A 25,527-nucleotide genomic window follows, 5' to 3' on the forward strand; every position below is an offset into this window, starting at 1 on the left:
TAAGCTATGTAAGACATAATTACCTATCGCAATGGCAAAATAAGCGAACGGACAGCCAATACGTTTGATGTGAAGAATTTTTGGTACAAAAATTGATCTGTAGAGACTGTAAATTTACGTCTCTACAAAGGATTGTGGGCTTAACACCAACCGTATTGAACTAAAACCCATAAAAAAAGAGTGGGAGTCAGCATACCAGTCGCTTTCGACTCCCACCCAGACATTTACCACTGAAGAGAACAGGAATATATACAAGCGTTGTTATTTGTTTAGGGGGCTAAGTATGGAACAACAACGCCAATACATATTTAATTTCCTGGTGCAGTAAATGCCAAATCTGATGAATATTTTTAGTTGTTGGTTATTGAACAAGTTATTTGTAACCAACTAAATGAATCCTGAAAATCAACTCTATCATCACATTTGTACATAACTAAACAAGTTTAATTTTATTAGGCAATAATTTTATATATCATATGTAGATATATTGTATTTTTGCCTATAAAATATTCGGTAGAGGTATACCACATAAAAAATATTTTATTGTGGTACACCCTGATAACAACACCCTTGAAGTCGTTTATCTTGAATCCAATTTAACTGAATAAATCAGAGCTTGGTTGCCAGATTGGCAAGTTTTTCTACTTATAAAAAAACTATTGAAACGCTTTAAGGTAACAGAGAATTGCCGATTTTACCAGAAATGTGTAGCCTCTTGAACATTATTTATGGTTATATATATAAACATTCAAACAGATATTTATTAATTTTATATTTTTTAGATAATTCTCTGATTTTTTAAATATTTAGCTAATATTAGGATGAGTGGTATGACCCTTCATGACTTATAGCCCTCATCTATTTTTTAGTATTTCAACTATGTAATTACAAATATATTTGACTCAAAGATTTGTTTTGGCAGAATGGCAATTATTTAATTAAATTCGATAGTATCTTATCTAAAAGACATATAAATCACAAGAGAAATTATGATTTATTTTTATAGTTTAAATCATAATTTCTCTTTTTTATATAACTAAGAATAATTAGTGTAGGAGTTGTGAAATCGCCTTGATTTTGAGAGTGAAGTAGTAAGCAATGGCGTGCTTAAAAAATAAGGACTTAAGTCCTTACTACGAACTTTCTTATCCATCAATTTAAACTTGACACAGTACTAGTCTTCGTCTTGAAAAGCTGCCAGCAGAGATATCCCTTGGTGAAACGCAATACCCAAAATGGTATTATTTATGCGTAGAGGCTAAAGCGGTTGAAAAATGAATGTAACAGAACGTCGCATTGGTCTTGAGCAAGAGTTTTTCTTAGTAGACGAAGAGGGCGTGATCAGCGATCGCGCAGATGAATTTTTGCAAGGTTGTCATTTGATGGCAGAAGCTCAAGATTGCAATCCTGGGTATTTTGTGCCAGAATTCGTCAAATGCATGGTGGAAATCAACACGCCTCCAGCTTACACTGGCACAGAACTAGCAAAAGAATATCTCAACAATTTAAAATTGGCGATCGCAGTAGGGCGACAGATGGGTTTGCGGCTTTATCCTCTGTCTAGCTATCCTTTACACATTATGCCAGTGATGCGAGACAAGCCCAACTACCACATCCAAGCCCGGACTGTTGGTTACGAAAGATTCTTACACGCTGGCAAATGTACAGGGACACATCTGCATTTAGAAGTACCACCTGGTGTGATTGATCCTCGTGTTGCCGTATCTTACAACTCCACAGCCACAGCGCGAGAAGAACTATTAAATATCTACAACCTCGCTACAGCTTTGGACTCGGCGTTGATATCTTTGGTACGCGCCTGTCCTTTTTATGAAGGAATGGCGATTGGACTAGCTTCCCATACAATCCGTTACCGAGGAAGTGAAACCTTTGGCTGGGAAGGAGTTTACACCCATTTACAGGCAGTGGGGGGATTAATGCCCTATGCTGATTGTGTTGAGAGCTTAGTAGAACAGCAATTTTCTCGCTATTATGCTTGGCTAGAAGTGATGGACAAAGCAGGAGTTGAGCGTCACAAGTTTTTGGAAGCAGGAGGAAGCTTACTTCGATCAGCCTGGAACCCAGTGCGGCTGAACAGATTAGGAACAGTAGAAATAAGATGTATAGATAGTAACTATCCATCGGTAATTTTAGCCGTAATTTCATTATTAGAAAAAGCTGCTCACAGAGTCAGACATGAGCAATTGACAGTCAGACCAGCAAAAGGATTACATACTTTTGAATTGAGTCGCGATCGCCTTGTGGTTCCAGATTTTGAATATCTTAACGGCGACCTACTTTATGCGGCTGCTACTGAGGGAGTCAAGCATCCTCAAGTTAAAGCTTACGTCGATTCAGTATTGCAGTTTGCGATCGCAGATGGTGGAGAAGGCGCTAAATATCTGACAAAGCTGAGAAACGAGTTAGATAATTATCAAACTATAGAAGCGGAGATATTGCAAGAATTTAGCCCTGCAACTGCTCAACTTTCCGTAGAAGAAGGTTTGCGAATTGTGCGTGAGTGCTGTGACAAGTTGGAAGCACAAGTTGCATGGCTAGATAGTGAACATCCCCTCGCAACCCTGGATACAGAGGTGACGCTTTCTGATTTTACTTGCAGTTAATTAGCAAGGATTCTTCATCATCTTGAAGTAAATCAAGTTTTTGAATTAGAAATTATAGCAGTTCTCGGTTGTGTCCAGTACGCAGTGGCAGGAAGCTAAGACTAATTTCACAAATAAAACCACACCGTGGTAACAGTGTGGTGAGATTGGGAGCATCCCAATTTTTTCAAAATACCATAAAGCAAAGGGTTTAAACCCTTTGCTAATAGCGCAAGTCGTCTGAAGACGACTTCATAAAATCAAACAGTCTGCTTCAGCAGAGTTTCACTATGAGACTGCGATTTCAATCGCAGGCGTTTTTTGAACATTTGGGATGCTCCCGTGAGATTGAGTATAGAGTTTTGGAATTAGGAGATTTACACTAAATAACAGCGAGCGTGTCGTGTTATTAAAAGCTATTACAAGGTAAATATCCTGGATTTCGGAATGTAGAGGATTTTATTTTAACGGCAGCGCAGATACCACTATGCTGCTTCCGATTAATAATGCGTTCCATTCAAATTTTGTTTTATCTGAGTAACCTGGTTACTCTAACATCATATTCAGTACCTTTTGGATGGTCAGTCTTAGCCTGCTTAAATGCCATACCATCCGCTTTTTCTCTTGACTCTGCATCAATTTCGTAACGTTCTGTTCCGTGTTGAAAGCTAGTACTTATCTGGTCGCTATATTCCTTAATATCAACTAAGACCTCGTATGTGTGAACCATTGTGGGCCTCCTAGTGCAATATGCACAACATACAAACGATGGTGAATAAAACCAGTATATAAACTGAACAGAGGTAGTAGTCTGGAAGAAATACAAATCTTATGAAAATTAAATTTTAATACCTAATTCATTTTAAATTTTGTTTAGCTAATAGTTTATATTTCAGTTTATGAAAGTAATTCATAGTGTACTTATAAAATACGAATACAAATCTTTTCTCTTTTTAATACTTACTAAAGTAAATACTACAAAATATTTGTAGTTTTAGTTGCTCGAAAATCCAGATCCCCTACTTCGCAAGAGTTGTCGGGGATTTTGTCTAATAAGTACCTAAACAAAATTAATTACACATTCTTCAACTTCCCGTTCCCTGTTAAGAGTTCCCTGACCTCCACGAATAAATTTAATTTTGTGCGACTACTTACTATTCTCTTCAGAAGTCGCAAAACCGCACCAACAAGGACGGACACCACTACAATCAACAAGATTAAAATTACTTCATATTTCGTTACGATAGAACCATAAAGAGGGATAAAAACCTCTGGTGGCTGAAATCAAAGGTAAAGCGCATGAATAACACAATTCGCGTTGGCAACCTCTTTGGGATTCCCTTTTACATCCATCCATCCTGGTTTTTAGTGTTGGGTTTAGTAACTTGGAGCTATAGCGGTGGACTAGCAGCACAATTTCCCCAGTTAGGCGGGGGGTTAGCTTTGCTACTAGGATTAATGACAGCGCTACTATTATTTAGCTCTGTGGTTGCTCATGAACTGGGACATAGCTTTGTTGCCATTCGTCAAGGAATTGATGTCAAATCAATCACATTATTTATATTTGGTGGGTTAGCAAGCTTAGAAAAAGAATCGAAAACTCCGGCTGAAGCTTTTTGGGTAGCGATCGCTGGTCCTTTAGTTAGCTTAGTTCTATTCGGTATCTTTACAGCTATTGGTTTTGGGACTGCGGTATCTGGACCACTAGCAGCGATTCTTGCTGTAGTTGCTACTGTAAATTTGGCATTAGCGCTATTTAACCTCATTCCTGGCTTGCCTTTGGATGGTGGTAATATACTGAAAGCTATTGTATGGAAAATTACGGGTAATCCTTACAAAGGTATGGTTTTTGCCAGCCGAGTTGGACAAATCTTTGGTTGGATAGCGATCGCCTCTGGTTTACTACCGCTAATATTATTTGGTAGTTTTGCTAACTTCTGGAACTTGTTAATCGGTTTCTTCTTACTGCAAAATGCTGGTAATGCTGCTCAATTTGCTAGAGTGCAAGAACAACTAACAGGATTAACAGCCGCAGATGCAGTCACTTTCGATAGTCCAATTGTATCTGCTCATCTTACCCTCAGAGAATTTGTCGATGAACGGTTCTTCAAAGGACAAAACTGGCGTCGCTTCTTAGTTACAGATGACGACGGACAATTACTAGGAACAATCAATGTTGATAATCTGCGATCTGTTCCTGTGGGATTGTGGTCAGTAACTCAAGTCAGAGAAATCATACAACCAATCGAGGCGTCTAGCACCGTCCAATCCGACCAACCTCTACTAGAAGTAATACAGCGACTCGAACAACAAAGATTATCTACACTAGCTGTGATTCGTGAAAATGGAGTACTAGTCGGAATCTTAGAGAAAGCTGCAATCATCAACTTGCTACAAAACAGAATGCAAACAAACCCTGCATAATTTTCTCTTTGTCCTTTAACATTAGCAAAAAACCCAGTCATCGTGACTGGGTTTCTTGCTGATAAAGAGTCGGGCTATATTGCCCATAGGTTAGTTATAAGGAGTTAGTTATAGATCGTTAAGCGCTGTATATAACTACCAAACCTGTTTTGTGAATTTCGGAAAATTCAAAACTGATATTTTTACTCTAAGTGAGACTGAGTGTTTGGCGATCGCATACTCATAAAACTTCGCGGGATGTGGGAAACTCAGTCCCTTTAGGGCTGGGTTACTGACCTTTATAATTAATTCATAGCCCTGAAAATATTTTAATAAAGATTAAGAATATATTGCAAAATATTTCAAGCTTAAAAATATCCTTGCTGTATCAACTAGCGCCCTTCCACAATTTATAAAAATCTTATAACTTTCTTATTTTGATCCACTACCTTAATGAAGGATAATCAAATCATGTTATTGACTTGACATCCTCACTTGTTGCTTGAATCACATCTTACTTATTCCTTGACCTAGTTTTGCTTGTTACAAGCAAGACTGGACAATATCCCTTCCAAATCGATAGAAGGGATATTTTTTATTTAGAGAAAATACTTATAGTTTCCTTACTTGCATCCGCTATGTTTTATCAAGGTATCTAATACCTATTCTGATATTCTTAGCGTAAGATTGCTCCCTCCTGTTAATGCAGGAGGATTTTTTTATGGTGATCACCTTGTCTGCAATCAGTTACCTACGATCTAGAATTCTACGTCCCACTGCCGAGAAACTACCATCTTTCCTGACACATTTCTCAACTTCCTTACGGTATTCTAATCTCGGATCACCGACTGGCGCGTTAGCTAAACGAATTGTATATCCTTCGCGAACTGCATAAATTTCTGGTTTCATCGCAGGTTTGGCTTCCTGCACTTTGCGTTTAGCATACTCATGCAGTTCTGCAACTGTAATCACACCATCGTTATCAGTGTCAGCTGCTCCCTTTTCCATCCCTTCGATTAAATATTGAGTATAAACCCCACCTCCTTGATCTTCAAAAGAAACCTGTGTAGCTGTCGAAGAGGTTAACACTGCTCTACCTTCACCACCCAATTGAGCAGCAATATCAATATTAATGATTCGCACCACATTTTTTGCACTCATCCCTTCAGCAAATGCACCACTAAAGCAACAGTCGAGAATGACTACTTGGCGCTGAGATTGACTGCGATTCATACACTGTTCTTGAATAAACCGAGCAGCTACCGCAGTGCCAGTAAACACATGCTTGTGTTCATTGATTTTGGTGTTACAGCTCACATAGTGTAAATATCCGTTTTCATCTCTAAATCCATGCCCAGATAAATACAGTAACACCAAGTCATCTTTGTAACGGTTTTCTGTAAATAGCCGTTCAATTTCATAATGTATCGTAGAGGCATCTTTGTTAATGAGTTGTGTGACTTGATCAAACTTGCCTATTTCTGGATGTTCCAAAACACGCTGCATTGCTTCGATGTCTTTCACAACACCAGGTAATGGAGGTAATACATTTGATTCGTATTCGCTAACTCCTATTAGCAATGCCAGTTTCGCCATTTTGCTATCCTATTTCTTATGCTTCCTGTGTGATGAAGTCAAACTATTATTTATACTTAACTTATACGTTAATTTCCGAGTGTATGTAGTCACGACTTTAGTCAATACGTTTCGGTTAAGGATTTTTCAGCATAATTTTGTCATGTAGAAACGTTGCAGTACAACGTCTCTATAGGTTTTAATGGTACGCATCGGTTACGTCCTACGGTAAAAAGAAGCCACACAGAGGTATACGAGAAAGTAATAAAACTGCCTGCGGGAGGCGGGCGGCTGCGCGGGTTCTCTCCATGAAGAGATAAAGGTAGCAATACCAGAGACGCTGTGTAAGACCAATCTGTACTTGTACAAGGAGGCGACGGCGAATGAGACGCGAAACGATGATGGTTGTTTTATTGAAGCTCCGGCTTCAGCAAAGCAAGCCGGAGTACTTCACATGTCAATATATTCATCTTCTCGAATCAGTATTGGAAGGTATTTTAGTGAAATTTGATGAAAATAAGAGATTTGCAAACTTTAAAGTGGATTTTTGAATTAAAAATCTGTTTTATCACTTGTGAAGCTAATTTAAAACTCAAAAACTTGATTTACGAATCCAAAACTTGATTTACGAGTCGCAAAACTTGATTTACGAGTCGCAAAACTTGATTTACGAGTCGCAAAACTTGATTTACGAATCCAAAATCTCATTGACAGCGTTGCAATTGTGCTAACGACACGACTATTTCATCCATTGCTTTGCGTACAATGCTGGCAGGTTGTTCAGTTTGATTGACGATAATACTAAAAACTAAAGGGCCGTATTTTGGTAAATTCATATAGCCAGAAAGAGAAATCGCGCCAGTAAGAGTTCCTGTTTTCGCTTGAACAATTTCTGCTGCTGGTGTATTCTGAAAACGATTTTTTAAAGTTCCACTGACACCTGCTACAGATAGGGAAGCACGAAAGACAGATGCTTGTGGTGATTTTTCTATTGCTTGCAAAGTTTGTACCAATGCTTCTGGACTAATTAAGTTTTTACGAGATAAACCGGAACCATCTACTAAAGCATAACCAGTAGAATTGACTCCCATTTGAGTTAAAGTTGTTTTCAAAACTTCTAATGCTGCATCTGCTGTGGTTTGATTGGGAAGCACAGGTTTTTTGATTGCTAATGCTCTCAATAATGCTTCAGCATAAAGATTATTACTATTTTGATTCGTCTCTATTAACAATTGTGATAAAGGCGGGGATTGTACGGCTGCTACTTCCTGTTGATTATTGGTATTAATTCCTACAGATGTTTTCCCCAAGGTGATTTTCTCTGCTGCTAATGCACTGCGAAAGCGCCGTAAAAAGTAATAATTGGGGTCAACTACTGGTAAGGTTACTAAATAAGGTTGAGAATTGGCTGCGAGTTGTCCTTGAATTCGCAATACATTTCCAGATAATTCACGGGTAACGTTTATGGAGGTTGGTTGATTTTGTGCAGTTGTCACAGATTGATTAATTACCCGCCACTGTCTGGCTTCGTTTGCATCTGTCCATGAGATGAGTGCAGTTTTACCTAATGTTTGTGGTAATAGCTTGAAGTTAAAAGTGTTTTGATTAAGAATAAAACTGCCGACTGGTGCGCCGTAATCTGAGTATATATCTTCCCATTGCCAGCTCGAAGGAACAAGATCACCACGAATATAGCGATCGTCTACAACTAAATGTTGAATTTGGTTAATACCTTTTTGTTTTAATTGCTTTGCCAGTATTGTTAATTGGGTGTCAGTGAGACTCGGATCTCCTCTACCCACAACATACAAAAAATTATTGCTACCTCTATATATTGATGTGCGAAAGCGATAATTTTCACCTAGTTGTTGCAATGCGGCGGCGGTAGTTAGGATCTTGGTGTTAGAAGCAGGGGTAAAATATTTCTCGGCATCTTGACTGTAGAGTGTTTGGTTTGAGCCAAGATTTTGAACTAAAATTCCCCAGCGTACTCGACTAAAGAGGGGACGATTGGTGACAGCATCGATAGTGGTTTTCAGCTGGGCTGGACAAATTGTTTGAGGAGGATTTGTTGGTGTAAGTATTTGTGCTTTTGCGAGTTGCTGGTTGATACTGATGTGGATACCAAAAAACAACAGTAGAAAAACACAAGAGGATTTTTTAGACATATTTTGAATTTGAGCAATTTTGATTTATTAAAAAACTATACTTGATGCAAAAGTCTGTTTCGCAATGGCACAATTACAACGAGTCACGATCGCCTCTTTTCAATTCCATGATCAACACATCACTCTAACTACTGAACAACAACATTATCTTTGTCGTGTATTGCGTCTTCAGTCGGGCGATCGCTTTATTGCTATGGATGGGATGGGTAAATGGTGGTTGGCACAACTAGCAGATACGGAAGCCAAAATTCTACAATCACTCACCGTACAAACCGAGCTACCTGTAGCTGTAACCCTGATCATTGCTTTGCCGAAAGGAAATGGATTTGATGAAGTTGTCCGGTGTTGTACTGAGTTGGGTGTAACTTGTTTTGCCCCAGTGGTGAGCGATCGCACTTTGCTAAATCCCAGTCCCCAAAAATTAGAACGCTGGCGACGGATAGCGAAAGAAGCTGCTGAACAATCAGAGCGTACCACAGTACCTACAATTCTAGAGCCAGTATCTTTTACTAGTAGTTTGTCTTTTGTCAGTAACCAGAAATATATCTGCGAAGCGCGTGGCGATTATCCGCATTTACTCAGTTGCTTGCAAAACCAAAAAGATGGCACAAGTGATTTGAGTTCCCAAAAGACAATTGTAATTGCCACTGGTCCTGAAGGAGGATGGACGGACACAGAAGTTGAGAGTGCTATTCGGGCTGGATTCCAAGCTGTTTGTTTAGGAAGGCGTATTTTGAGATGTGTGACTGCGCCAATTGTAGCTTTATCTTTGATTGCGGCTGCTCATGAATTTTGACTAGTGCTAGCAAAATATCAATGGGTCTTATTTCCGTCTTAAGTAATGCTTAACTAACAAAAAAGCTGTAAGTTTGGCACTACATTAACAGGGAAATAAGACCCAGTATCAAATTGATGTATTTACTTTAAGCGATCGCAGTAGGGATTTTAGCGTCTACTACGATTTGGCACTAAGTTCATGTAATCAAGGTCAGACGCACGAATGCTTTGAGCGTAGTTACCCTTAGCATTGATTGAAGTTGCAATGTCAGTGAACTTACGTGGATCACCTTCTGCCAGTCGCCGTTCTTGGAATTTGCGGCTGTAGAATTTATCCAAGGTAAAGCGCCAGTCAGTAGCAACAGTACCAGCACTTTCTTGGAAGTCTTCGCCGTAGCGAGGAGTTACCAAGTTGTGAGGACGATCTACTAAACGCTTGCGTTGGTAGGGTATGGTGTTATCGCCAAAAGCCTCGGTGTACTCATCGCTGTCAACAATAGCATCAACGAAGCCACTAAAACCTTTGGTACCAATAACAATTGACCAAGCAATTTCTTCTTCTTTGTTATAAGCACAACGACCCAACAAACGCTTGAGGGTGATGTCCACCAGACGGTAGTTGTTGTTAACCGAGACAACTAAGCGGTAAAATGCCTCAGATTTTGCCAAACCACGAATGAAATCGCGTACCGTCAGTGAGCCATTTTTCAGCTGAGATTCGATGTGCTTTTGGCGATTGAACTTGAGAATCTCATGTTCACTAAATACTTGACGATAAGCAGCCCAAATTATGTTTTCCATGTCAGTGAAAGAACTAACATCTTCTAGGCGATATACATATGGAGTATCTTCATTTTGGTCAGCAGATCCAAAGCTTTTAACCCGATGATTTTGACTGCTGGGTTTGTATTCAAGTAATGGCAGTGCCATTTGCAATTTTCCCCTTTATTATCAACAAATTAAACAGAGTTAGCTCTTGAAAATTGAAGGAGGTTTGTTTAGCACAATCCTCTTTCATTAAACCTTTCGGTATGTGGGAAACTCAGAGACTTGAGCCGCTCACAGGAAAACGACTCGTGCGGTTTTAACCGCATTGAATATTTGCACCATTACACGGGAGTTGCTTAAGTTGGTGTACTAATGCAATTGCACTTTCGTGCTTGACAGTTACCATCTCAAATCTCGCAAAGAGCGTACGCATAACGGTTTTGCTTCTAAGAGCCTCCCTTACGGGGTAATGTTAGCTTTGACAATGTTATTGGTCGGTACTATCTGAAAGACACTGACTTAACCCAATAAATCTGTTTAATCCTTCAGTTCTAGAGCAAGGAACTAGCTACGCATCCCTTGGTAGGTCTTTAACTCTTGCCAATAACGTAGTACTTCTTCGTACTTAGTCTGGTCAACTGTTGTCTTAAGTCTTAGGCGCTTTAGCCCGGTGTCTTTAGACGTGGGTCGTTGACTTAATTTTCCCGCATTTGGTTTATAAGGCAGAACTATTTACAAACCAATTTAGTACAACCAACAAAGCGATCGCTCCGGATAATCCAACTATTACAGCTGATATTACTCTCCAGTCCACTTTTTGAGGATAGGGCGATGGATTTAAAAATCCGTACCATTCGCTATGATGTACCCAACCGTTCTGAATCATGCTCGTCTTGTCGCGATAATCTGCACCATAACGCGGGGTGAAACTGAATGGTCTATCTGTAGACATGCGTTTACGTTGATAGGGTACAGTATTCTCACCAAAGGCTTGTTCATACTCTTGACTATCAATCAACGCGTCTACAAATCCTCCCCAACCGCGAGTAGCGATTTGAATAGACCAAGCAATTTCTTCGTCTCGATTGTAGGGATTACGACCCAACAAACGTTTGAAGCACATTCCAACCAGCCGATAGTTGTTGTTAGCTGCAACTATTAGCTGATAAAATCGCTCTGATTTTGCCAAACCACGAATAAAATCGCGCACCGTAATTGAACGGTTTTTTAGTTGCGTTTCCAGAGCAATCTGACGGTTAAAGTGAAGAATTTCCTGTTCGTTAAAAACTTGGCGGTATGCTGCCCAAATTAGTGCTTCAATCTCACTACTAGAGTTCGCATTTTCAAGACGATAGAGATAAGGAGTATCGTCATTTAAATCTGCCGTTCCAAAACTACGAACCCTTTGATTTTGAGTAGTAGGTTTGTATTCATGTAGAGGTAGTGCCATACTTTATCCACCTTTTACATAATTTGGCATTTTAGAAGGTTTTTAAATTTACTTCTGAACAACTTTCAACTAAGTAAACTTTGAAACCTTCTAAACTGTGTGAACTAATTTTGGATTTAGCAGACCCACTCTTGTATTGTTAGTTGTTAGTTGTTTATTATTTGTTGTTGGTTGTTAACCAATATCTATTAACCACTAACTACTTTAACTTTAGCTTAACGCACAGGAAAACTTGCACTAGGATTGATAGAAACAGGAATACCTTGCGGTTTTTCGTTCCGTGTGGTATCTGGAATTGTAATGTTGGCAGTGCTAACTGGTGTGTAAGAAACTGTTTTGATATCAATAGACTTCGCCATATCCAAGAAGTTATTAATATCACCCCATTTATAGCGTTCAGTTTCTTGTTTATCACGCCAGTAATCGCCGTAACGAGGTGTTACTAAGTTAAATGGTCTGTCTTTATAACGACGGCGTTGGTAGGGAATAGTATTATCACCAAAGTTGGTTTGATACTCTTCAGAGTCTACCAAATCATCAACAAAGCCACTGAAACCTTTTGTCGCAATTACAATTGACCAAGCAATTTCTTCGTTTTTATTGTAAGACGCACGACCTAAAATTCGTTTGAGGCTAATTTCTACGATTCGGTAGTTAGAATTTGTCTCTACAACTAAGCGACGAAATGCCTCTGATTTTGCTAAACCACGGATGAAGTCGCGCACATTAATTGTGCGGTTTTTCAACTGTGATTCTAAATGTTTTTGGCGATGAAATTTGAGGTTTTCGTGTTCGCTGAATATTTGTCTGTAACCAGCCCAAATTAATTCTTTGATTTCGCTTTCAGTGGGAGAATCTTCTAAGCGATAAATTCTTGGAGTATCTTCGTTTGGTACTTCGTAACCAGGAACACGCTGGTTTTGAGAACTAGGTTTGTATTCGAGTAGAGGTATTGACATTGTTAATATCTGTCCTTTGTTATTTGTCTTTTGTCATTTGTTATTTGTTTATAACTAATGACCAATGACCAATGACTATTAAGTTGTTTTGTTACCGGGAATATAACGATAAGGTAAAGCAACTTGTGTGGGTTTTACAGTTGGAGGCGGAGTGTTAGATTCACGAGTTGTGTCAGGAATTTGTACACTAGAGGCAATATTTCTCGCGCGATCGCTCGAACGTTGATATTCTGATCCACCTGGTGTAACACTGGCAGCCATAGCTAGGAAGTTGGCTGGAATTGCTTGACGAATTCCTCGTTGTGCTGATTCTCCTGTACGCACAACTTGATAAAAAGAACGACCTCCAAGATATTGCTCAATCAAACGACCGCGCCAGTAATCGTTGTAGCGGGGATTGACCAAGTTAAAGGGTCGGTCTTTGAAGCGGCGACGCTGGAAGGGTACAATGTCATCGCCAAAGTTCTCACGGTATTCATCAGAATCTACAAGAGCATCGATAAAACCATGTAGTCCTTTGGTCGCAATCACAATTGACCAAGAAATTTGCTCATCTTTACCGTAGGTAGCACGTCCCAAAAATCGCTTGAAGCTAATATCTACTAAACGGTAGTTAGAGTTAGTTTCTGCGACTTCATCACGATAAACACTGGATTTACCCAATCCCCGGATGAAATCTCGGACGTTGATTGTCCGATTGCGTAACTGTGATTCTAGGAAGGGTTGGCGATAGTTCTCTAAAATAAGGTGTTCGCTGAAAATTTGCCGATAAGCTGCCCAAATAATCGCATCAACGTCTGTATCGGAAATGGCGTCTGCCAAACGGTAAATTGTTGGTGTGTCTTCGTTAGGTACTTCGTAGCCTTCGACACGTTGATTTTGCGTAGTAGGAGTAACTTCAAGTAATGGTATCGCCATCTTTACTTTTACCTTTTTTAGGTTGAAAACTGTAATACCAATTTTCTGTGTATATTTATGCAGGACTACCAACTACTAAACCAATCCCCAACATTTGCTTCTGAGCTAACTGTACCCTGGCGCGGATAGCGTTTTCGGCGTCGGTAGCTAATATTTCGGCAAATGTTTCTCGGATTGGCTGTTGCAGTTCAGGTATTTTCGCCAAGGCTTGTAAACCGACGATCGCGGCGTAACGAATTGACCAATCTGCATCTCGACAAATGAACAATAGAGTTTCCAATGCTTTAGCCTGTGCTGCTTGACGTTCTGGGATATCCAGTTTCTGAAAGCGCAAGCTTCCCAATCCTTTGGCTGCGGCGCGACGAACGCTAGGAGCAAAGTCAGTAGCAGCAGATGTCAGCAATATATCTAGGGCGCGAGGATCGGCGATCGCAGCTAAGGTACGAATTGAGTAGGCTCTAGCACCATAGTTATAGTCATCAATTTGTGCTAATAACTGTGGAACCGCTACATCTCCCAATTGTGTTAACCCAGCGACTGCGGCGACTGCTGCGGTTGGATTGTTATAACCAAATACAGCAATTAATGTCTCAATTGCTGCTTCATCTTTGGCTGCTGCTAGTTCTTGTACTGCTGCTACTATTCGCGCTGGCGAGTCTGCTTCTGTAAGAGCGCGAATTAATTTTTGGGTGTTAGTCATTGGTCATTTTAGTCATTGGTCATTAGTTATTGGTCATTAGTTATTAGTCATAAAACAAACAACAAATGACAATTGACAATTGACTATAAAAGTGAATCCATTAAGTTCATTAGCCGGATTGCATCCTTAGAAATAGAGGAAACATCTAACTCCTGTTGAAGTTGATGTTCTAGCAGACCTTTAAGAGCAATCAATTTAAAACTATTTTCTACCTTGGCGTTGGCGATCGCATCTGCTGCGGGCAAATATCCGATAGCACCTAAATCTCCCAAGACGACGCGGCGCATTTGGAGATTGTTAGTGTCCAACTCTTTAATCAGACGCTCTCCATAGGAAGTGTCTTGTGTAAGTTGATACATTCCTCTGGCTGCCGCACACTGCACTCGCGCTACTGGATGTTCCAGAAATGGTTCAATTAAGGAAATAGCCTCAGTTGCACCAATAGCTCCCAAGGCTTCCAAAACCGCTTCATATGGTTGGGTGAGATGAGGACGTTCCGGTTCTTGAACAGCAGCTGCAATACCACCGCTTAACAATTGCATTAGTGCTGGAGCTGCTGCTATATCTCCTAGCATTGCCAAGGATTGGGCTGCGGCTTCACGCACATAGAAATCAGAGCATTCTAAGCACCGAATTAAGTGTGGTACGGCTCGAATATCGCCCAATTTTCCCAATGCTCTTGCAGCATTACGGCGCAGAGGATAGCCTCCCATTTCTGTTTTGTCAGCCTCATCCTCTAATGCCACAATTAGAGCATCTACAACTTCAAGATCACGAACACGGAATTTACCTAGCCACCAAGCGGCGTAATAGCGGAGACTTAAATCTGGAGATTTTAGGTTAGCGATCGCTTGCTCTTTTGTTAAAGGCGAAGCGTTTTCGGCAGAATATGCTTCTGCACTTGGTTCCATCATTGCCAAAGCGTTAGTTTGCTTCTGCTGTGCCTAAAGGCTCGATTTTGATGATTCTGCCGCCCATACGAGTAATTCGCTGCATTTCTTCATTCATGCGGTTGTATGGCACAGTCATGAATACGCTACCGCTATTGCGGATGTCGTAGTTATTTCTGTCGTTTTCTTCGTTTTGCCGTAAGCCTACGACTTCATAACGAAACATCCGGCTGTTTGCACTAGAAATGCCATTAGCACCAACTGTGGTTTGACCGAACATTCTTGTGACTCTCCTATAAAACTAGCTTTTGGGCAATTGTTAGGAGTTAGAAAGTCGGAACTAGAAGTTAAGAATTAGGAGTTAAGAATTAGGAGTTTGAAATTTTATATTTTCTTCAACTCATAACTCATAACTCATGACTCATAATTCTTAACTCATAGCCCCTTATTATCTAACTCATCACGATTAATTACGCTGGGGTGATACTGACAATTTTGCCACCTTGGCGTTTTATTTGCTCCATTTTGTCCAAAAGGCGTTCGTAGGGTACAACGACAGCGTAGCTGCTACGACGCACACTGGGGAAGCCAGGGTTACGAAGTCCAGTTACTTCAATGCGATAAGAGCGATCGCCTTCTCCGACTGCATTACCCATGTTCTTTCTGGGAGTCACATCCGCAGTTGCACGGAATCCCCAGCTAGAATTGGTGCCAGATGGCCCAATGATTGAGGAAGCGCTATTGGTTGCTAGTTCACGAGCTAGGCGAGTTTTTGTACCTTCTACCTGAGCGCGATCGCTATTAGCGTAACCCCGATACAAGCGAAACATTCGGGTAAAGCCGACTGTTTTCTGTCCGGTTTGGATCTCAAAACCACGATAAAAGGGGACAATATTGTCACCAAAGTTGTTGAGGTATTCAACCGAATCAATGTACGAGTCAATTTCAGTATCGTACCCTTGGTTTTGGTACAAGTCTAAGTGGTAAATCACTTCAGACTCATCGTACGGAGCACGACCCAATAAATGCTTGTAGTTGAGTTCGATAAACCGAGTTTGGAAGCTGTTGTAGAAAAATTTCTTTTTGTAGAGTTCTGACTTAGCAACGCTACGCACAAACTCTCGTACTGTCAAGTTGCCATCTCGCAGAAGTGATTCTGCGCTTACAAGCCGTTCCGACGCCATGATGTAGTCATTACCCAAAAGCTGTCGGTATACGGCGCGAATTACCGCTTCTATATCATCTTTGCTTGCATAAGGACGTAACTCAACTTTAGCTGCGTTGGTGCTGCTAAAAGCCTCTGTTCCTAGCCTGGATGCTGCTGCTGTAATCGGCATTTTTTTCCCCTATTTATGTACACGCGGACTTTTGCGTGTCTGATAAATATTTTTTATCAATCCCCAGATAAAACTATGCCCGGAGCGAGATTCAACTGCTTGGTGATTCCACACAGCTGCATCCCTCTCCGGGCATTACGCTATCTAGCTCAGAGCGTTGATTGCGTAATCAATGTAGGTGTTGGCTTCGTTAGCAGCTTGACCGGACAAACCATGGTTAGATTTGATGTGCTTGAGAGCTTCTACGTACCAGCTGGGGGACAATTCAAAAGCGCTGTTGATTTCACTCAAACCAGCAATCAAAAATTCATCCATTGGACCAGTACCACCAGCAACCAAAGAGTAAGTTACCATCCGCAGGTAGTGACCGACGTCACGAGCGCACTTGGACTTACCACGACTATCAGCTGCGTACTGAGGACCGCTCATTTGAGTGGTGTAGGGGAACTTTTGATATACAGCTTGAGTAGCACCATCAATCAAGCGTTGAGCATTGCTGGTCAATGCACGAGCAGCTTCCATGCTAGCAGTAGCACGTTGGAAACGACCGTTAACAGCTTGGAGTTCGGTGTTGCTCAAAAAGCGACCTTGGGTATCAGCAGCTGCAATTGCTTCGGTAATGGGTGTCTTCATGATGTTAAATCTCCTTAACGTTTCGTAATTTTTTGCCGGGATACCTAGATTTTTGGTTCTGGGCTTTTTTGTTATGTTTTATTACGCAACAGCAGCAGCAGCGCGATCAAAGTAGCCAGCTACTTCAGATACCAAAGCACTGCAATCACCTTTGGTGATTCCATTGGGGTCGTTAGCGATGTTAACAGCAGCTTCTTTCATTTTTTGAACGCCAACTCCTACGGAAGAACCGGGAGTACCCAGAGCTTGGTAGGTTTCGCGCAAGCCATTCAAGCAACGGTCGTCAAGAACGCTAGCATCACCTGCGAGGATAGCGTAGGTAACATAGCGCAAGATGATTTCCATATCGCGCAGGCAAGCAGACATGCGACGGTTGGTGTAAGCATTACCACCAGGAGAAATCAATTGGGGTTGCTCTTCAAACAAAGCACGAGCAGCGTTGGTAACAATGGTGGAGGCATTGCTGGTGATGCGGTTTACTACATCCAGGCGCTTGTTGCCGTCTTTGACCATATTGGTTAGAGCATCGAGTTGTTCGTTGCTCAAGAATTCGCCTCTGGAGTCAGCCTGAGAAACCACCTTGGCAAATGCGTCTAACATGGAAGATTCTCCTAATTCCTTAATTGAGTGCTGTCTTGATTAAAACTGTAATTGTTTTATCAATTTGGATTGGACTATAACAGACATTAAACAAAAGTGTCTCTCTTTTGCTCTTCATTTTCCCTGTTCTGAAAACAGAACCAGAAAAATGAGAAACTGGGGTGATTTTATGAGAAACTAGCAAACTTTACGAATTGAGTGCCATCTTTCAGTTTTGCCTGTCGTTTAACCCCTCCAGCTTATGTTTATACAACGCTACAGGGGCATTATTTGTTACAAATTGTGAATAAATGAGATAGAGCAATAAGAAAAGCCTCAAAACCTTTACATACAAGGGCTTTAACTGAGAATAAGTTGATTTTTTCGTAATTTTACTTTACAAAATAGCAAGATCAGACGCAACTTTTCTTTGCTTATATTTTCTTAAGCATCTCTAAATCCTAGATATCACAATCTATTCAGGCTCTAGATGAATTTGATAGACATGGCTATATGTTAAGAATTTTTAACAAAAAAATTATTAAAATTGCCGCTAGTTGCAGAAATTTGTCACAAAGATTGGCAGGAAGCCCCCAAGCATAGCTATCGGGGACTGGGGATTAGGTATGGGAAAATCGTCAGTATCTTAAATTACCCATTACCAAAAACCGTTTGTAGTTAATCTGGCAGATTTTTTGCTGTGGCTGTTGTAACACGCGATCGCACTACTTTGTCTGTTTCTTGATTTAACGCCGCCTGTAAGGCTGCATAAGCTGCTGGTGTGGCAATTTCTTGGAGAGAAACCGCAGCAGCGTAACGTAGCCCCCAATCTTCTGGAGAGAGTAAAGCCCAAGTTAGTTTTTCAATAGCACGGTGAATAATTTCTGGTTCATCAGTACTACTCCCAATTTTTCCGAGTCCCCGTGCAGCAATCCGACGGACATTTCCTTGACAGTGGTTAGCTACTTCTGTACCAACAACTTCGGCTAACAAATCAAATGCTCTTGAATCGCCAATTAATGCTAAAGCTTGAATAATATATGCCTGCACGCCCTGATCAGCAGAACTACGGAAAGCAATAATCAGTGGGTCTACGCTTGCAGGTGCTAGCTTTACTAAAGCTTCAACTGCTGCTTTACCTACAGAAGGGTGATGATGGCCAAAAGCTTGAATTAAAGCAGAAATCGCCCTGACTTCCGTAGTTTCACTAGCAGAAATTGCAGCAATTGCAGATACCGCATCATTTGGCACGAGAGCATGGTTTAATTGGGAAATCAGTTCCTCAGTATTCACAAACTTCTGTGTATTCATAATTGTTAAAGATTGCAGATATGAAAGAAATTGTTGATTACGAAGATTGTAAAATTGAACAGAGTTATATCCCCGACTTCTCGAAGAAGCCGGGGATCTTATTATCAAAAAACCTCTAACTTAAAGTTGAATCAATAAATCATCAATTGCCTGAAAAATTAACTCAGTTATTTCCTTATCTATTTGTTCTTGATCTAACAAAGCTTCTAAAATACGTTTTAAATTTAACAGTTTCAAACTGTTAGGAACCCCAGCAGCAAGAATTGCATCTATTGCTTGACGATGACCAACAGCCCCCAAATCAAATATGGCCGCCCAGCGCAAATACATATTATCATGATGCAAATTATTAATAATACGTTCAATGTACTGGGGTTTTTGGGTTAAAAGAAACAAATATCGTGCCGCAGCACATTGTACTCGCTCAGATGCATGATTGAGAAAGGGTTCTATTTGGGAACGAGCAGACCATACTTGTAAAGTTGCTAGGGCTTCTATTAAGGCTTCTAATGGTTGCTCTTGAGAGGATTGCAGCAGTTTCAGCAAAGGCTCAACAGCCTGCTGATCACCAATAGCTGCTAGAGCCTGAATTACGGCTTCCCGCAGGTGCAGATCATCACATGTCAATGCAGCAATCAACGCTGGTACAGCTTGCGGGTTCTTTAATTGTCCTAAAGCACGTGCAGCTTGACGGCGTAGAGGATACCCTCCAGATGGAATACGATAGCGTTCATCAAATAGGGCTTCACACAACGCTGTACAACCTGCTTGTACCTGATGCTTTCCCAACCACCAAGCAGCGTAATAACGAATTTGGTTATCTTCGCCCTTTAGTGCTGCGATCGCTGCTTCTTGGGAAAGAATTGGTTCAACAGAATATGCAGCAGTCATTTGATTTTGAATTGGGGATAGGGGATAGGGGATCGGGGAATGGGGATCGGGGATCGGGGAATGGGGATCGGGGATCGGGAATCGGGGATTGAGGAATAGGGATTGGGAAAATTCATAAGAAAAGATTCTTCCTTGTCTTCCTTGTCCCCTTTCCCCGATCTCTGATCCCCGATCCCCATTCCCTATTCCCTATTCCCTTTGTTCTAAGAGGCTGGTGAAATCTTAACTATCTTACCGCCACGCTTATGAATTTCTTGGTAGGTAGCTGAGAGCCTTTCATAAGGTACGGTGTAAACTTGTCGGCTACGACGCACTGCAACTTTTGTGTTTAATCCACCAGCGATCGCTTCGATGATGAACATGCGACTATCTCCCAATGCAGGAGAAGTGATTAAAGTTGGTGCAATTGATGCGAAGCCAAGACCTACGGATGATGGTGGCACAATTGAATTTGACATATTCATGGCAATTTTTGAGCGCAGGCGCGAATTTTTGCCACCAAATTGAGCGTTGTCGCTGTTACCTTTACCACGATAAAGCTCAAAAATACGGTTATATCCTACCGTCTTCATACCAGGAATTGACTGAAATCCTCGGTAATAAGGAACAACATAATTACCAAAGGCATTGTCATATTCTGAACTGTAAATGTACGATTCTATTTCAGCATCGTAACCATTAGAAGCATACATATCCGTGTGATATGCAATTTCTGATTGATCGTAGGGTGCGCGTCCCAGCAAATGCTTATAGTTCAATTCAATGAACCGTACTTGGGAATTTTTATAAAAGAAACATTCCCTGTAAAATTCAGATTTTGCAAGAATTTCTACAAATTGTTTAACGCTGATTTTACCGTTACGTAACATTGCTTCAGCGCTGATAAATTTTTCGCTAGCGTACACTCCTTGACGACCAAAAATTTGCTCGTAAGCAGCCCGAAATACTAGCTGCAATTCATCTTCACTCCAATTTTGACGCAGCTCGGTTTTTTTGCCTATGTCATCTCTAATTGCTAGGCGTTCTGCGACTGAAGTAGTCATCTTGACAATCGCTCCATGTTTACGAATGTTTTATTGTTTTTGTTCTCAAATACAACGAATGGCTAATTGCTAATTGCACTCTTGCTAGTTGTTAGTTGTTGGTTGTTAGTTGTTCCAGACAACAAACAACTATTAACGCTCAACAATTACTAACTACTAACCAGTTTCAATTAGCCATTAGCCATTAAAAAAGGACAAAGGACCTTGCTGTATAGATTTAGCTCAATGCGTTAATTGCATAGTTGATATAGGTGTTGGCTTCACCACCAACATCACCTGTCAAACCATGATTGTCACGCACAAATTCTAGAGCCGCTACATACCAACTAGGAGACAAGCCAAGAGCGCCGTTGAGTTCTTTTAAGCCTGCAACTACGTATTCATCCAAGGGACCAGTGCCACCAACTACACAGCAGTAGCTGATAGTACGCAAGTAGTGATCAATATCACGTACGCACTTAGATTTACCTTCTGGAGTAGAAGCGTACTGAGGCCCTTGCATTTGGGTAGTGTAAGGGAATTTTTGATAAACGTGATTAGCTGCTGCTTCTGCCCATTTTTGACCGTTTTGAGTAAATGCTTGGGCTGCTTGTAAACCAGCACGAGCACGATTAAAACGACCAAATACTGCTTGCAGTTCAGTGTTGCTTAGGTAAGAGCCGCGCACATCAGCAGCAGAAATTGCTTCAGTTAATGGGGTTTTCATGATTTAATTCTCCAAAAATTGCTAACTAAAAAGAACTCAAAAATTTATTGCTCAAAATTTACACAAAGAGCCGTATATGCAACTTATTTTTATATGCCTTATGTAATTACAAATGACCCAGGTATAATGACAAAAGACACTTTTAAATTATTGCAATCTCCGACCAGTAAAATTTTTAAGCAACGGCTGAAGCAGCGCGGTCAAAATAGCTAGCAACTTCAGACATTAACTGACTGCAATCACCTCTGGTAATGCCATTAGAATCGTTAGCAATGCTGATGGCAGCTTCTTTCATTTTTTGAATTCCAGAAGCTACAGCATCACCAGGAGTACCAAGAGCTTGATAAGTTTCACGTAAACCGTTCAAGCAGCGATCATCCATAGCGCTGGAATCACCTGCTAGTACAGAGTAGGTAACATAACGCAGAATAAATCCCATATCGCGGATACAAGCAGCTTGATTGCGGTGATGGAAGCAAGCACCACCAGGATTGAACACTTGTGGACGTTCTGCTACTAAACCACGATAAGCATTAGCAACAATAGAGGAAGCATTGCTGGTGAGTCTGTTAACAATATCTAAGCGCTTGTTGCTATCAGCAACTACTGCTTGCAGAGCGTTGATTTCGTCACCGCTTAAGTAAGCGCCTTTTCTATCAGCCTGTTCAACTACTCTGGAAAAAGCATCAAGCATTTTTTTCTCCTCGTATTCACAGCAGCAAATTCAAATCATTAAATCAGTTTTTTTCTGTTAGAAGCAATGATAGGAATCATGACAAATAGACAGCACGAATCTCGGTAAACATTGCACATACAAACTGAATTCTCATGATTGCTATGTGCAAATATTTAGCCAAAAAAACCTTTATTGTCTTGAATGTTTAAATTGCTTTCTAACCTAGTTCGTATTTTATATGTGGCTTGCGGTCTTTTTTTATAAACTTTATTTAACAAGTGTAAAACTCTAGAGAATTCCGTGAAACCTTTGATATAGCAGGCTTATATACTGATCAACGAATAATAATTTTACATTCAGATACTTTTGTTTATTTAACTTAATATTGTGATTATGTAAAATAAAGAGTAGCAAAAAATACAGAAAATCTAACTTTGCTTTCATAAAAAAGCTTACTTTCTGTTTCTTTTTGATAGACGATCCAATTAAAAATCTGTATTGTACGTAACGATTTGATGGATTTTAGATTTGAGTCAAAATACTTAAAATCTAAATCTGCACTTTTCTCGAAAAATTGTAGCTCAAAGTAGATATTTCTCAAGCTTACGGAAGCTTAGTGAATGAAAAATATGTAAATTTATGTAACAATGAGTAAAGAAGATTCGTAAAGATTTCTCATTTATATTTTTATGGTCAAAATATGACAACTCGTCGTTTTAAAACTTCAAGGAGAGTAGTTAATGTTTGAGGAATAGGTGCAGTGGCTTCAATCCATTCTTCAGAGATTGGATGCTGTAATCTGAGTCGCCAAGCGTGGAGAGCTTGACCTGGTAAATTTACACCCACCGAACGGCCAGAACTATAAACAGGGTCGCCGACAATGGGATGTCCTACATGGGCGCTGTGGACACGAATTTGATGGGTACGTCCGGTTTCTAATTGGAAGTGCATTAATGTATAGTTGCCCAGACGTTCAAGTATTCGCCAATGAGTAACCGCAGGTCTTCCACCTTTTTCTGTTGAGACAACAGCCATTTTTTTTCGGTCTACTGGATGGCGACCGATGGGTAAATCTACTGTACCGCTTTCTGTTTTTGGGACACCGTAGATCACACCTAGATATTCTCGTTGGGCGGTTTTAGCTTTAAGTTGTGCTTGGAGATGTTGATGAGCTAATTCAGTTTTAGCAATAGCGATCGCCCCTGTTGTATTTTTATCTAGTCGATGCACAATTCCGGGACGTTGCACACCACCAATTCCCGGTAGGTTAGGACAATGGGCTAAGATGGCGTTTACTAAAGTCCCATCTGGATGACCAGGTGCAGGATGAACAACTAATCCTGCTGTTTTGTTGAGAATTAATATGTGGTCATCTTCATAAAGGATATCTAAGGGGATATCTTCTGCGGTCAGTTCGAGGGGTTCGACTGGGGGAATGGTAACAGTGATGCGATCGCCCAGTCTCACAATCATCTTTTTGGATATACAGACTTTGCTATTAAGTTGAACCTGACCCTGTTCAATTAACTGTTGGATGCGGGAACGAGATAGGTCTGTTAATTGTTCAGTAAGGTAACGGTCTAAGCGTTCTCCCGGTTCTTCTACTTGTAAACTAATTTCGGTCACAGTTGTATTGATCTCATCTCCAGTTTTTGTAGTTTAGCTTTTCTGGAGAATAGTAGAAAATTTTGTATGTTGGTTGACGTTATTATTTTAACCAATTCTTATCAGATATAGAACAGCAACTTTATCATGCTTCTTTTCTCCCTGACACTTTACGCTTTGCTCTATTTTCATAGTGAGGGGTGACAGCAATGCTGGTATTGCACCCATTGCCAGACTTTACTTTTCAAGTTTATTGTTGTTGGACAAAAGAAAATGTATGTAGTTGTTTTTTAGAGGGGGAAAATACCTTTCCCACTTACCTTTTAATCTTTACACAGCTAAGAGAACTTGGCTGATTTTTGTATCAGAAGCTGCTAATAAAAACGCAGAATAATTTCATGTCAATTTTGGAGCTTTTAAAGTTCCTTCTTTGCTGCGTAGTCATTTTGGCTGCGCTGCACTATTAATATTGAGCATTCAAAAATACTTACTGTTATAAATACATTATTTTTATGATATATCCGGATAAACCTTAATTTAAAAAAATCGAACTATGTTTTGGGATTTTGTATGTTTTGATTCAGAATAAAGTTTTTTGTATAAAACATATATGCATATTATCAAGCATAGAGTTTTTCTCGGTTAAATAGATGCTTTGATAGCTAGTTTGACTTCGTTACTACTTATGCTGATGAAACACTAATTTTCACAGTTCATTTTTCTGAATTGCTCAATTTTGTATCCGGAATAAATTTTAGATTGTGAGAATATGTATATCAACAGTCAAGATAATGCCATTTTGGCTAAAAAAAATCATATCAATAAGCTTATAATGCATTCATGATGACAATTAGTCTACTCTTTATTCATTTAGTAATGTGAACTATCAAGAGTATTTAGTTGTAATTCTTGAAAAGAACAACACTCTCAAATATATAAATGTATCAACACAAACAAAATGGTAGATACTTAGTTGGTAAAAAGTTACTTAAACGATTAATGAAATAAATAAGACAGGACTTAAGCAACTAGCAGATTATTTTAAGTTCGTAGTCAGGCTTAAAGTCCTGATTTTGAGGATGAAAATCCTCACTACAAACAAAAAATGAGATTTAACACCTTGTGTAAGTCCCAATACTGCTCGGATAAGACAAATCGATTAACATTTAAACCCACCAGAGACGTGATATATCGCGTCTGGTACAACTCCAAAATTATGACGAAAATCCTATTCCTTGTAGTATTCGTGTAAGTCCTTTCAGATATACATTCAATCTTAATATGTGCATTTTTGTACACTTAGGTATTGATACTAAAAACCTAGCTCTGAATATAAATAAATTTTTGCTTATGCAAATATTTTCTATTTCACATTCTCTTTATTTCTCAATCGAAAATTTCATGCTGGATTTATCTTTTTTATTCAAATTAGAGTAATCTAAAAGTAAGGAAGATAAATTTTTAGGCATGGAGTAAATTAGTTGAATTACAGCAAAATCATGGAAGCTTAGAGTTGTAATTCTTCACTGTAACTA

The 25,527-nt window shown here is 39.9% G+C and carries 22 protein-coding genes; 3 read left to right on the forward strand and 19 right to left on the reverse strand.

Features of this window, described 5'->3' with window-relative positions:
• Positions 1–1,274: 1,274 nt before the first annotated feature.
• Entirely contained in the window at positions 1,275–2,624 is a 1,350-nt protein-coding gene (locus tag AC5JMK_RS24225) for a glutamate-cysteine ligase family protein (RefSeq protein WP_096677894.1), read from the forward strand.
• A 508-nt stretch (positions 2,625–3,132) separates the two neighbouring features.
• Here the strand turns inward: AC5JMK_RS24225 and AC5JMK_RS24230 are convergent.
• Positions 3,133–3,333: a hypothetical protein gene (locus AC5JMK_RS24230; RefSeq protein WP_096677895.1), complete on the reverse strand. Its 201-nt coding sequence runs from the start codon at positions 3,331–3,333 to the stop codon at positions 3,133–3,135.
• 569 nt (positions 3,334–3,902) lie between these two features.
• Here AC5JMK_RS24230 and AC5JMK_RS24235 point away from each other — a divergent pair.
• Positions 3,903–5,027 (forward strand): site-2 protease family protein, encoded by a 1,125-nt coding sequence (locus tag AC5JMK_RS24235; RefSeq protein WP_096677896.1) that lies wholly within the window; start codon positions 3,903–3,905, stop codon positions 5,025–5,027.
• 726 nt (positions 5,028–5,753) lie between these two features.
• On the opposite strand, the gene AC5JMK_RS24240 is transcribed toward AC5JMK_RS24235, so the two are convergent.
• Positions 5,754–6,602: a caspase family protein gene (locus tag AC5JMK_RS24240; protein WP_495911207.1), complete on the reverse strand. Its 849-nt coding sequence runs from the start codon at positions 6,600–6,602 to the stop codon at positions 5,754–5,756.
• A gap of 683 nt (positions 6,603–7,285) precedes the next feature.
• Positions 7,286–8,749, reverse strand: a complete 1,464-nt coding sequence (gene dacB, locus AC5JMK_RS24245; protein ID WP_096677899.1) for a D-alanyl-D-alanine carboxypeptidase/D-alanyl-D-alanine endopeptidase — start codon at positions 8,747–8,749, stop codon at positions 7,286–7,288.
• Positions 8,750–8,813: 64 nt separating this feature from the next.
• Here dacB and AC5JMK_RS24250 point away from each other — a divergent pair, with 64 nt between their 5' ends.
• On the forward strand, positions 8,814–9,545 hold the full coding sequence (locus AC5JMK_RS24250; protein WP_096677900.1) for a 16S rRNA (uracil(1498)-N(3))-methyltransferase: 732 nt from the start codon (positions 8,814–8,816) through the stop codon (positions 9,543–9,545).
• 149 nt (positions 9,546–9,694) lie between these two features.
• Here AC5JMK_RS24250 and cpcG4 read toward each other — a convergent pair whose 3' ends face one another.
• The 16 genes from cpcG4 to AC5JMK_RS24330 all read right to left on the reverse strand — a co-directional run bounded on the left by cpcG4 (position 9,695) and on the right by AC5JMK_RS24330 (position 24,013).
• Positions 9,695–10,456: a phycobilisome rod-core linker protein CpcG4 gene (gene cpcG4, locus AC5JMK_RS24255; protein ID WP_096677901.1), complete on the reverse strand. Its 762-nt coding sequence runs from the start codon at positions 10,454–10,456 to the stop codon at positions 9,695–9,697.
• Between the two features lie 553 nt (positions 10,457–11,009).
• Complete coding sequence (gene cpcG3 / locus AC5JMK_RS24260) at positions 11,010–11,744, reverse strand: phycobilisome rod-core linker protein CpcG3 (protein WP_096677902.1); 735 nt, start codon at positions 11,742–11,744, stop codon at positions 11,010–11,012.
• Positions 11,745–11,959: 215 nt separating this feature from the next.
• Positions 11,960–12,703, reverse strand: coding sequence for a phycobilisome rod-core linker protein CpcG2 (gene cpcG2, locus AC5JMK_RS24265; protein ID WP_096677903.1), 744 nt, complete (start codon positions 12,701–12,703; stop codon positions 11,960–11,962).
• 78 nt (positions 12,704–12,781) lie between these two features.
• Positions 12,782–13,621: a phycobilisome rod-core linker protein CpcG1 gene (gene cpcG1, locus AC5JMK_RS24270; protein ID WP_096677904.1), complete on the reverse strand. Its 840-nt coding sequence runs from the start codon at positions 13,619–13,621 to the stop codon at positions 12,782–12,784.
• Positions 13,622–13,676: 55 nt separating this feature from the next.
• Entirely contained in the window at positions 13,677–14,321 is a 645-nt protein-coding gene (cpcF, locus tag AC5JMK_RS24275) for a C-phycocyanin alpha-cysteine-84 phycocyanobilin lyase subunit CpcF (RefSeq protein ID WP_096677905.1), read from the reverse strand.
• A gap of 83 nt (positions 14,322–14,404) precedes the next feature.
• The gene (cpcE, locus tag AC5JMK_RS24280; RefSeq protein ID WP_495911208.1) at positions 14,405–15,235 is read right to left on the reverse strand and encodes a C-phycocyanin alpha-cysteine-84 phycocyanobilin lyase subunit CpcE; all 831 of its coding nucleotides are present in this window, start codon (positions 15,233–15,235) and stop codon (positions 14,405–14,407) included.
• Between the two features lie 10 nt (positions 15,236–15,245).
• A complete protein-coding gene (gene cpcD, locus AC5JMK_RS24285) occupies positions 15,246–15,491 on the reverse strand; it encodes a rod-capping linker protein CpcD (protein WP_096677907.1) in 246 nt (81 codons plus the stop codon).
• A 190-nt stretch (positions 15,492–15,681) separates the two neighbouring features.
• Positions 15,682–16,548, reverse strand: a complete 867-nt coding sequence (locus AC5JMK_RS24290; RefSeq protein ID WP_096677908.1) for a phycobilisome linker polypeptide — start codon at positions 16,546–16,548, stop codon at positions 15,682–15,684.
• Between the two features lie 144 nt (positions 16,549–16,692).
• Positions 16,693–17,184 carry a C-phycocyanin subunit alpha gene (gene cpcA / locus AC5JMK_RS24295; RefSeq protein ID WP_495911213.1) on the reverse strand — a complete coding sequence of 164 codons (492 nt, stop codon included), beginning with the start codon at positions 17,182–17,184 and terminating at the stop codon, positions 16,693–16,695.
• 78 nt (positions 17,185–17,262) lie between these two features.
• A complete protein-coding gene (gene cpcB, locus AC5JMK_RS24300; protein WP_096677910.1) occupies positions 17,263–17,781 on the reverse strand; it encodes a C-phycocyanin subunit beta in 519 nt (172 codons plus the stop codon).
• A 657-nt stretch (positions 17,782–18,438) separates the two neighbouring features.
• Positions 18,439–19,071 (reverse strand): HEAT repeat domain-containing protein, encoded by a 633-nt coding sequence (locus AC5JMK_RS24305; protein ID WP_096677911.1) that lies wholly within the window; start codon positions 19,069–19,071, stop codon positions 18,439–18,441.
• Positions 19,072–19,191: 120 nt separating this feature from the next.
• Entirely contained in the window at positions 19,192–19,962 is a 771-nt protein-coding gene (locus tag AC5JMK_RS24310) for a HEAT repeat domain-containing protein (protein WP_096677912.1), read from the reverse strand.
• 203 nt (positions 19,963–20,165) lie between these two features.
• Complete coding sequence (locus tag AC5JMK_RS24315; protein WP_495911209.1) at positions 20,166–21,005, reverse strand: phycobilisome rod-core linker polypeptide; 840 nt, start codon at positions 21,003–21,005, stop codon at positions 20,166–20,168.
• Positions 21,006–21,222: 217 nt separating this feature from the next.
• On the reverse strand, positions 21,223–21,711 hold the full coding sequence (locus AC5JMK_RS24320; RefSeq protein WP_096677914.1) for a phycocyanin alpha subunit: 489 nt from the start codon (positions 21,709–21,711) through the stop codon (positions 21,223–21,225).
• Positions 21,712–21,886: 175 nt separating this feature from the next.
• Positions 21,887–22,405 (reverse strand): phycocyanin/phycoerythrocyanin subunit beta, encoded by a 519-nt coding sequence (locus AC5JMK_RS24325; RefSeq protein WP_096677915.1) that lies wholly within the window; start codon positions 22,403–22,405, stop codon positions 21,887–21,889.
• A 675-nt stretch (positions 22,406–23,080) separates the two neighbouring features.
• Positions 23,081–24,013: an RluA family pseudouridine synthase gene (locus AC5JMK_RS24330; protein ID WP_096677916.1), complete on the reverse strand. Its 933-nt coding sequence runs from the start codon at positions 24,011–24,013 to the stop codon at positions 23,081–23,083.
• Positions 24,014–25,527 lie beyond the last annotated feature (1,514 nt).

It is taken from the genome of Pelatocladus sp., from assembly GCF_059505505.1.

What these genes read in the sequence shown, in the direction of transcription:
- cpcB (WP_096677910.1), bottom strand. Translation starts at nt 17,781, where the DNA reads ATGTTAGACGCATTTGCCAAGGTGGTTTCTCAGGCTGACTCCAGAGGC.
- cpcG3 (WP_096677902.1), bottom strand. Translation starts at nt 11,744, where the DNA reads ATGGCACTACCTCTACATGAATACAAACCTACTACTCAAAATCAAAGG.
- cpcD (WP_096677907.1), bottom strand. Translation starts at nt 15,491, where the DNA reads ATGTTCGGTCAAACCACAGTTGGTGCTAATGGCATTTCTAGTGCAAAC.
- AC5JMK_RS24240 (WP_495911207.1), bottom strand. Translation starts at nt 6,602, where the DNA reads ATGGCGAAACTGGCATTGCTAATAGGAGTTAGCGAATACGAATCAAAT.
- AC5JMK_RS24305 (WP_096677911.1), bottom strand. Translation starts at nt 19,071, where the DNA reads ATGAATACACAGAAGTTTGTGAATACTGAGGAACTGATTTCCCAATTA.
- dacB (WP_096677899.1), bottom strand. Translation starts at nt 8,749, where the DNA reads ATGTCTAAAAAATCCTCTTGTGTTTTTCTACTGTTGTTTTTTGGTATC.
- cpcG1 (WP_096677904.1), bottom strand. Translation starts at nt 13,621, where the DNA reads ATGGCGATACCATTACTTGAAGTTACTCCTACTACGCAAAATCAACGT.
- AC5JMK_RS24250 (WP_096677900.1), top strand. Translation starts at nt 8,814, where the DNA reads ATGGCACAATTACAACGAGTCACGATCGCCTCTTTTCAATTCCATGAT.
- cpcF (WP_096677905.1), bottom strand. Translation starts at nt 14,321, where the DNA reads ATGACTAACACCCAAAAATTAATTCGCGCTCTTACAGAAGCAGACTCG.
- AC5JMK_RS24290 (WP_096677908.1), bottom strand. Translation starts at nt 16,548, where the DNA reads ATGCCGATTACAGCAGCAGCATCCAGGCTAGGAACAGAGGCTTTTAGC.
- AC5JMK_RS24310 (WP_096677912.1), bottom strand. Translation starts at nt 19,962, where the DNA reads ATGACTGCTGCATATTCTGTTGAACCAATTCTTTCCCAAGAAGCAGCG.
- AC5JMK_RS24315 (WP_495911209.1), bottom strand. Translation starts at nt 21,005, where the DNA reads ATGACTACTTCAGTCGCAGAACGCCTAGCAATTAGAGATGACATAGGC.
- cpcG4 (WP_096677901.1), bottom strand. Translation starts at nt 10,456, where the DNA reads ATGGCACTGCCATTACTTGAATACAAACCCAGCAGTCAAAATCATCGG.
- AC5JMK_RS24235 (WP_096677896.1), top strand. Translation starts at nt 3,903, where the DNA reads ATGAATAACACAATTCGCGTTGGCAACCTCTTTGGGATTCCCTTTTAC.
- AC5JMK_RS24325 (WP_096677915.1), bottom strand. Translation starts at nt 22,405, where the DNA reads ATGCTTGATGCTTTTTCCAGAGTAGTTGAACAGGCTGATAGAAAAGGC.
- AC5JMK_RS24320 (WP_096677914.1), bottom strand. Translation starts at nt 21,711, where the DNA reads ATGAAAACCCCATTAACTGAAGCAATTTCTGCTGCTGATGTGCGCGGC.
- cpcG2 (WP_096677903.1), bottom strand. Translation starts at nt 12,703, where the DNA reads ATGTCAATACCTCTACTCGAATACAAACCTAGTTCTCAAAACCAGCGT.
- AC5JMK_RS24230 (WP_096677895.1), bottom strand. Translation starts at nt 3,333, where the DNA reads ATGGTTCACACATACGAGGTCTTAGTTGATATTAAGGAATATAGCGAC.
- cpcE (WP_495911208.1), bottom strand. Translation starts at nt 15,235, where the DNA reads ATGATGGAACCAAGTGCAGAAGCATATTCTGCCGAAAACGCTTCGCCT.
- AC5JMK_RS24225 (WP_096677894.1), top strand. Translation starts at nt 1,275, where the DNA reads ATGAATGTAACAGAACGTCGCATTGGTCTTGAGCAAGAGTTTTTCTTA.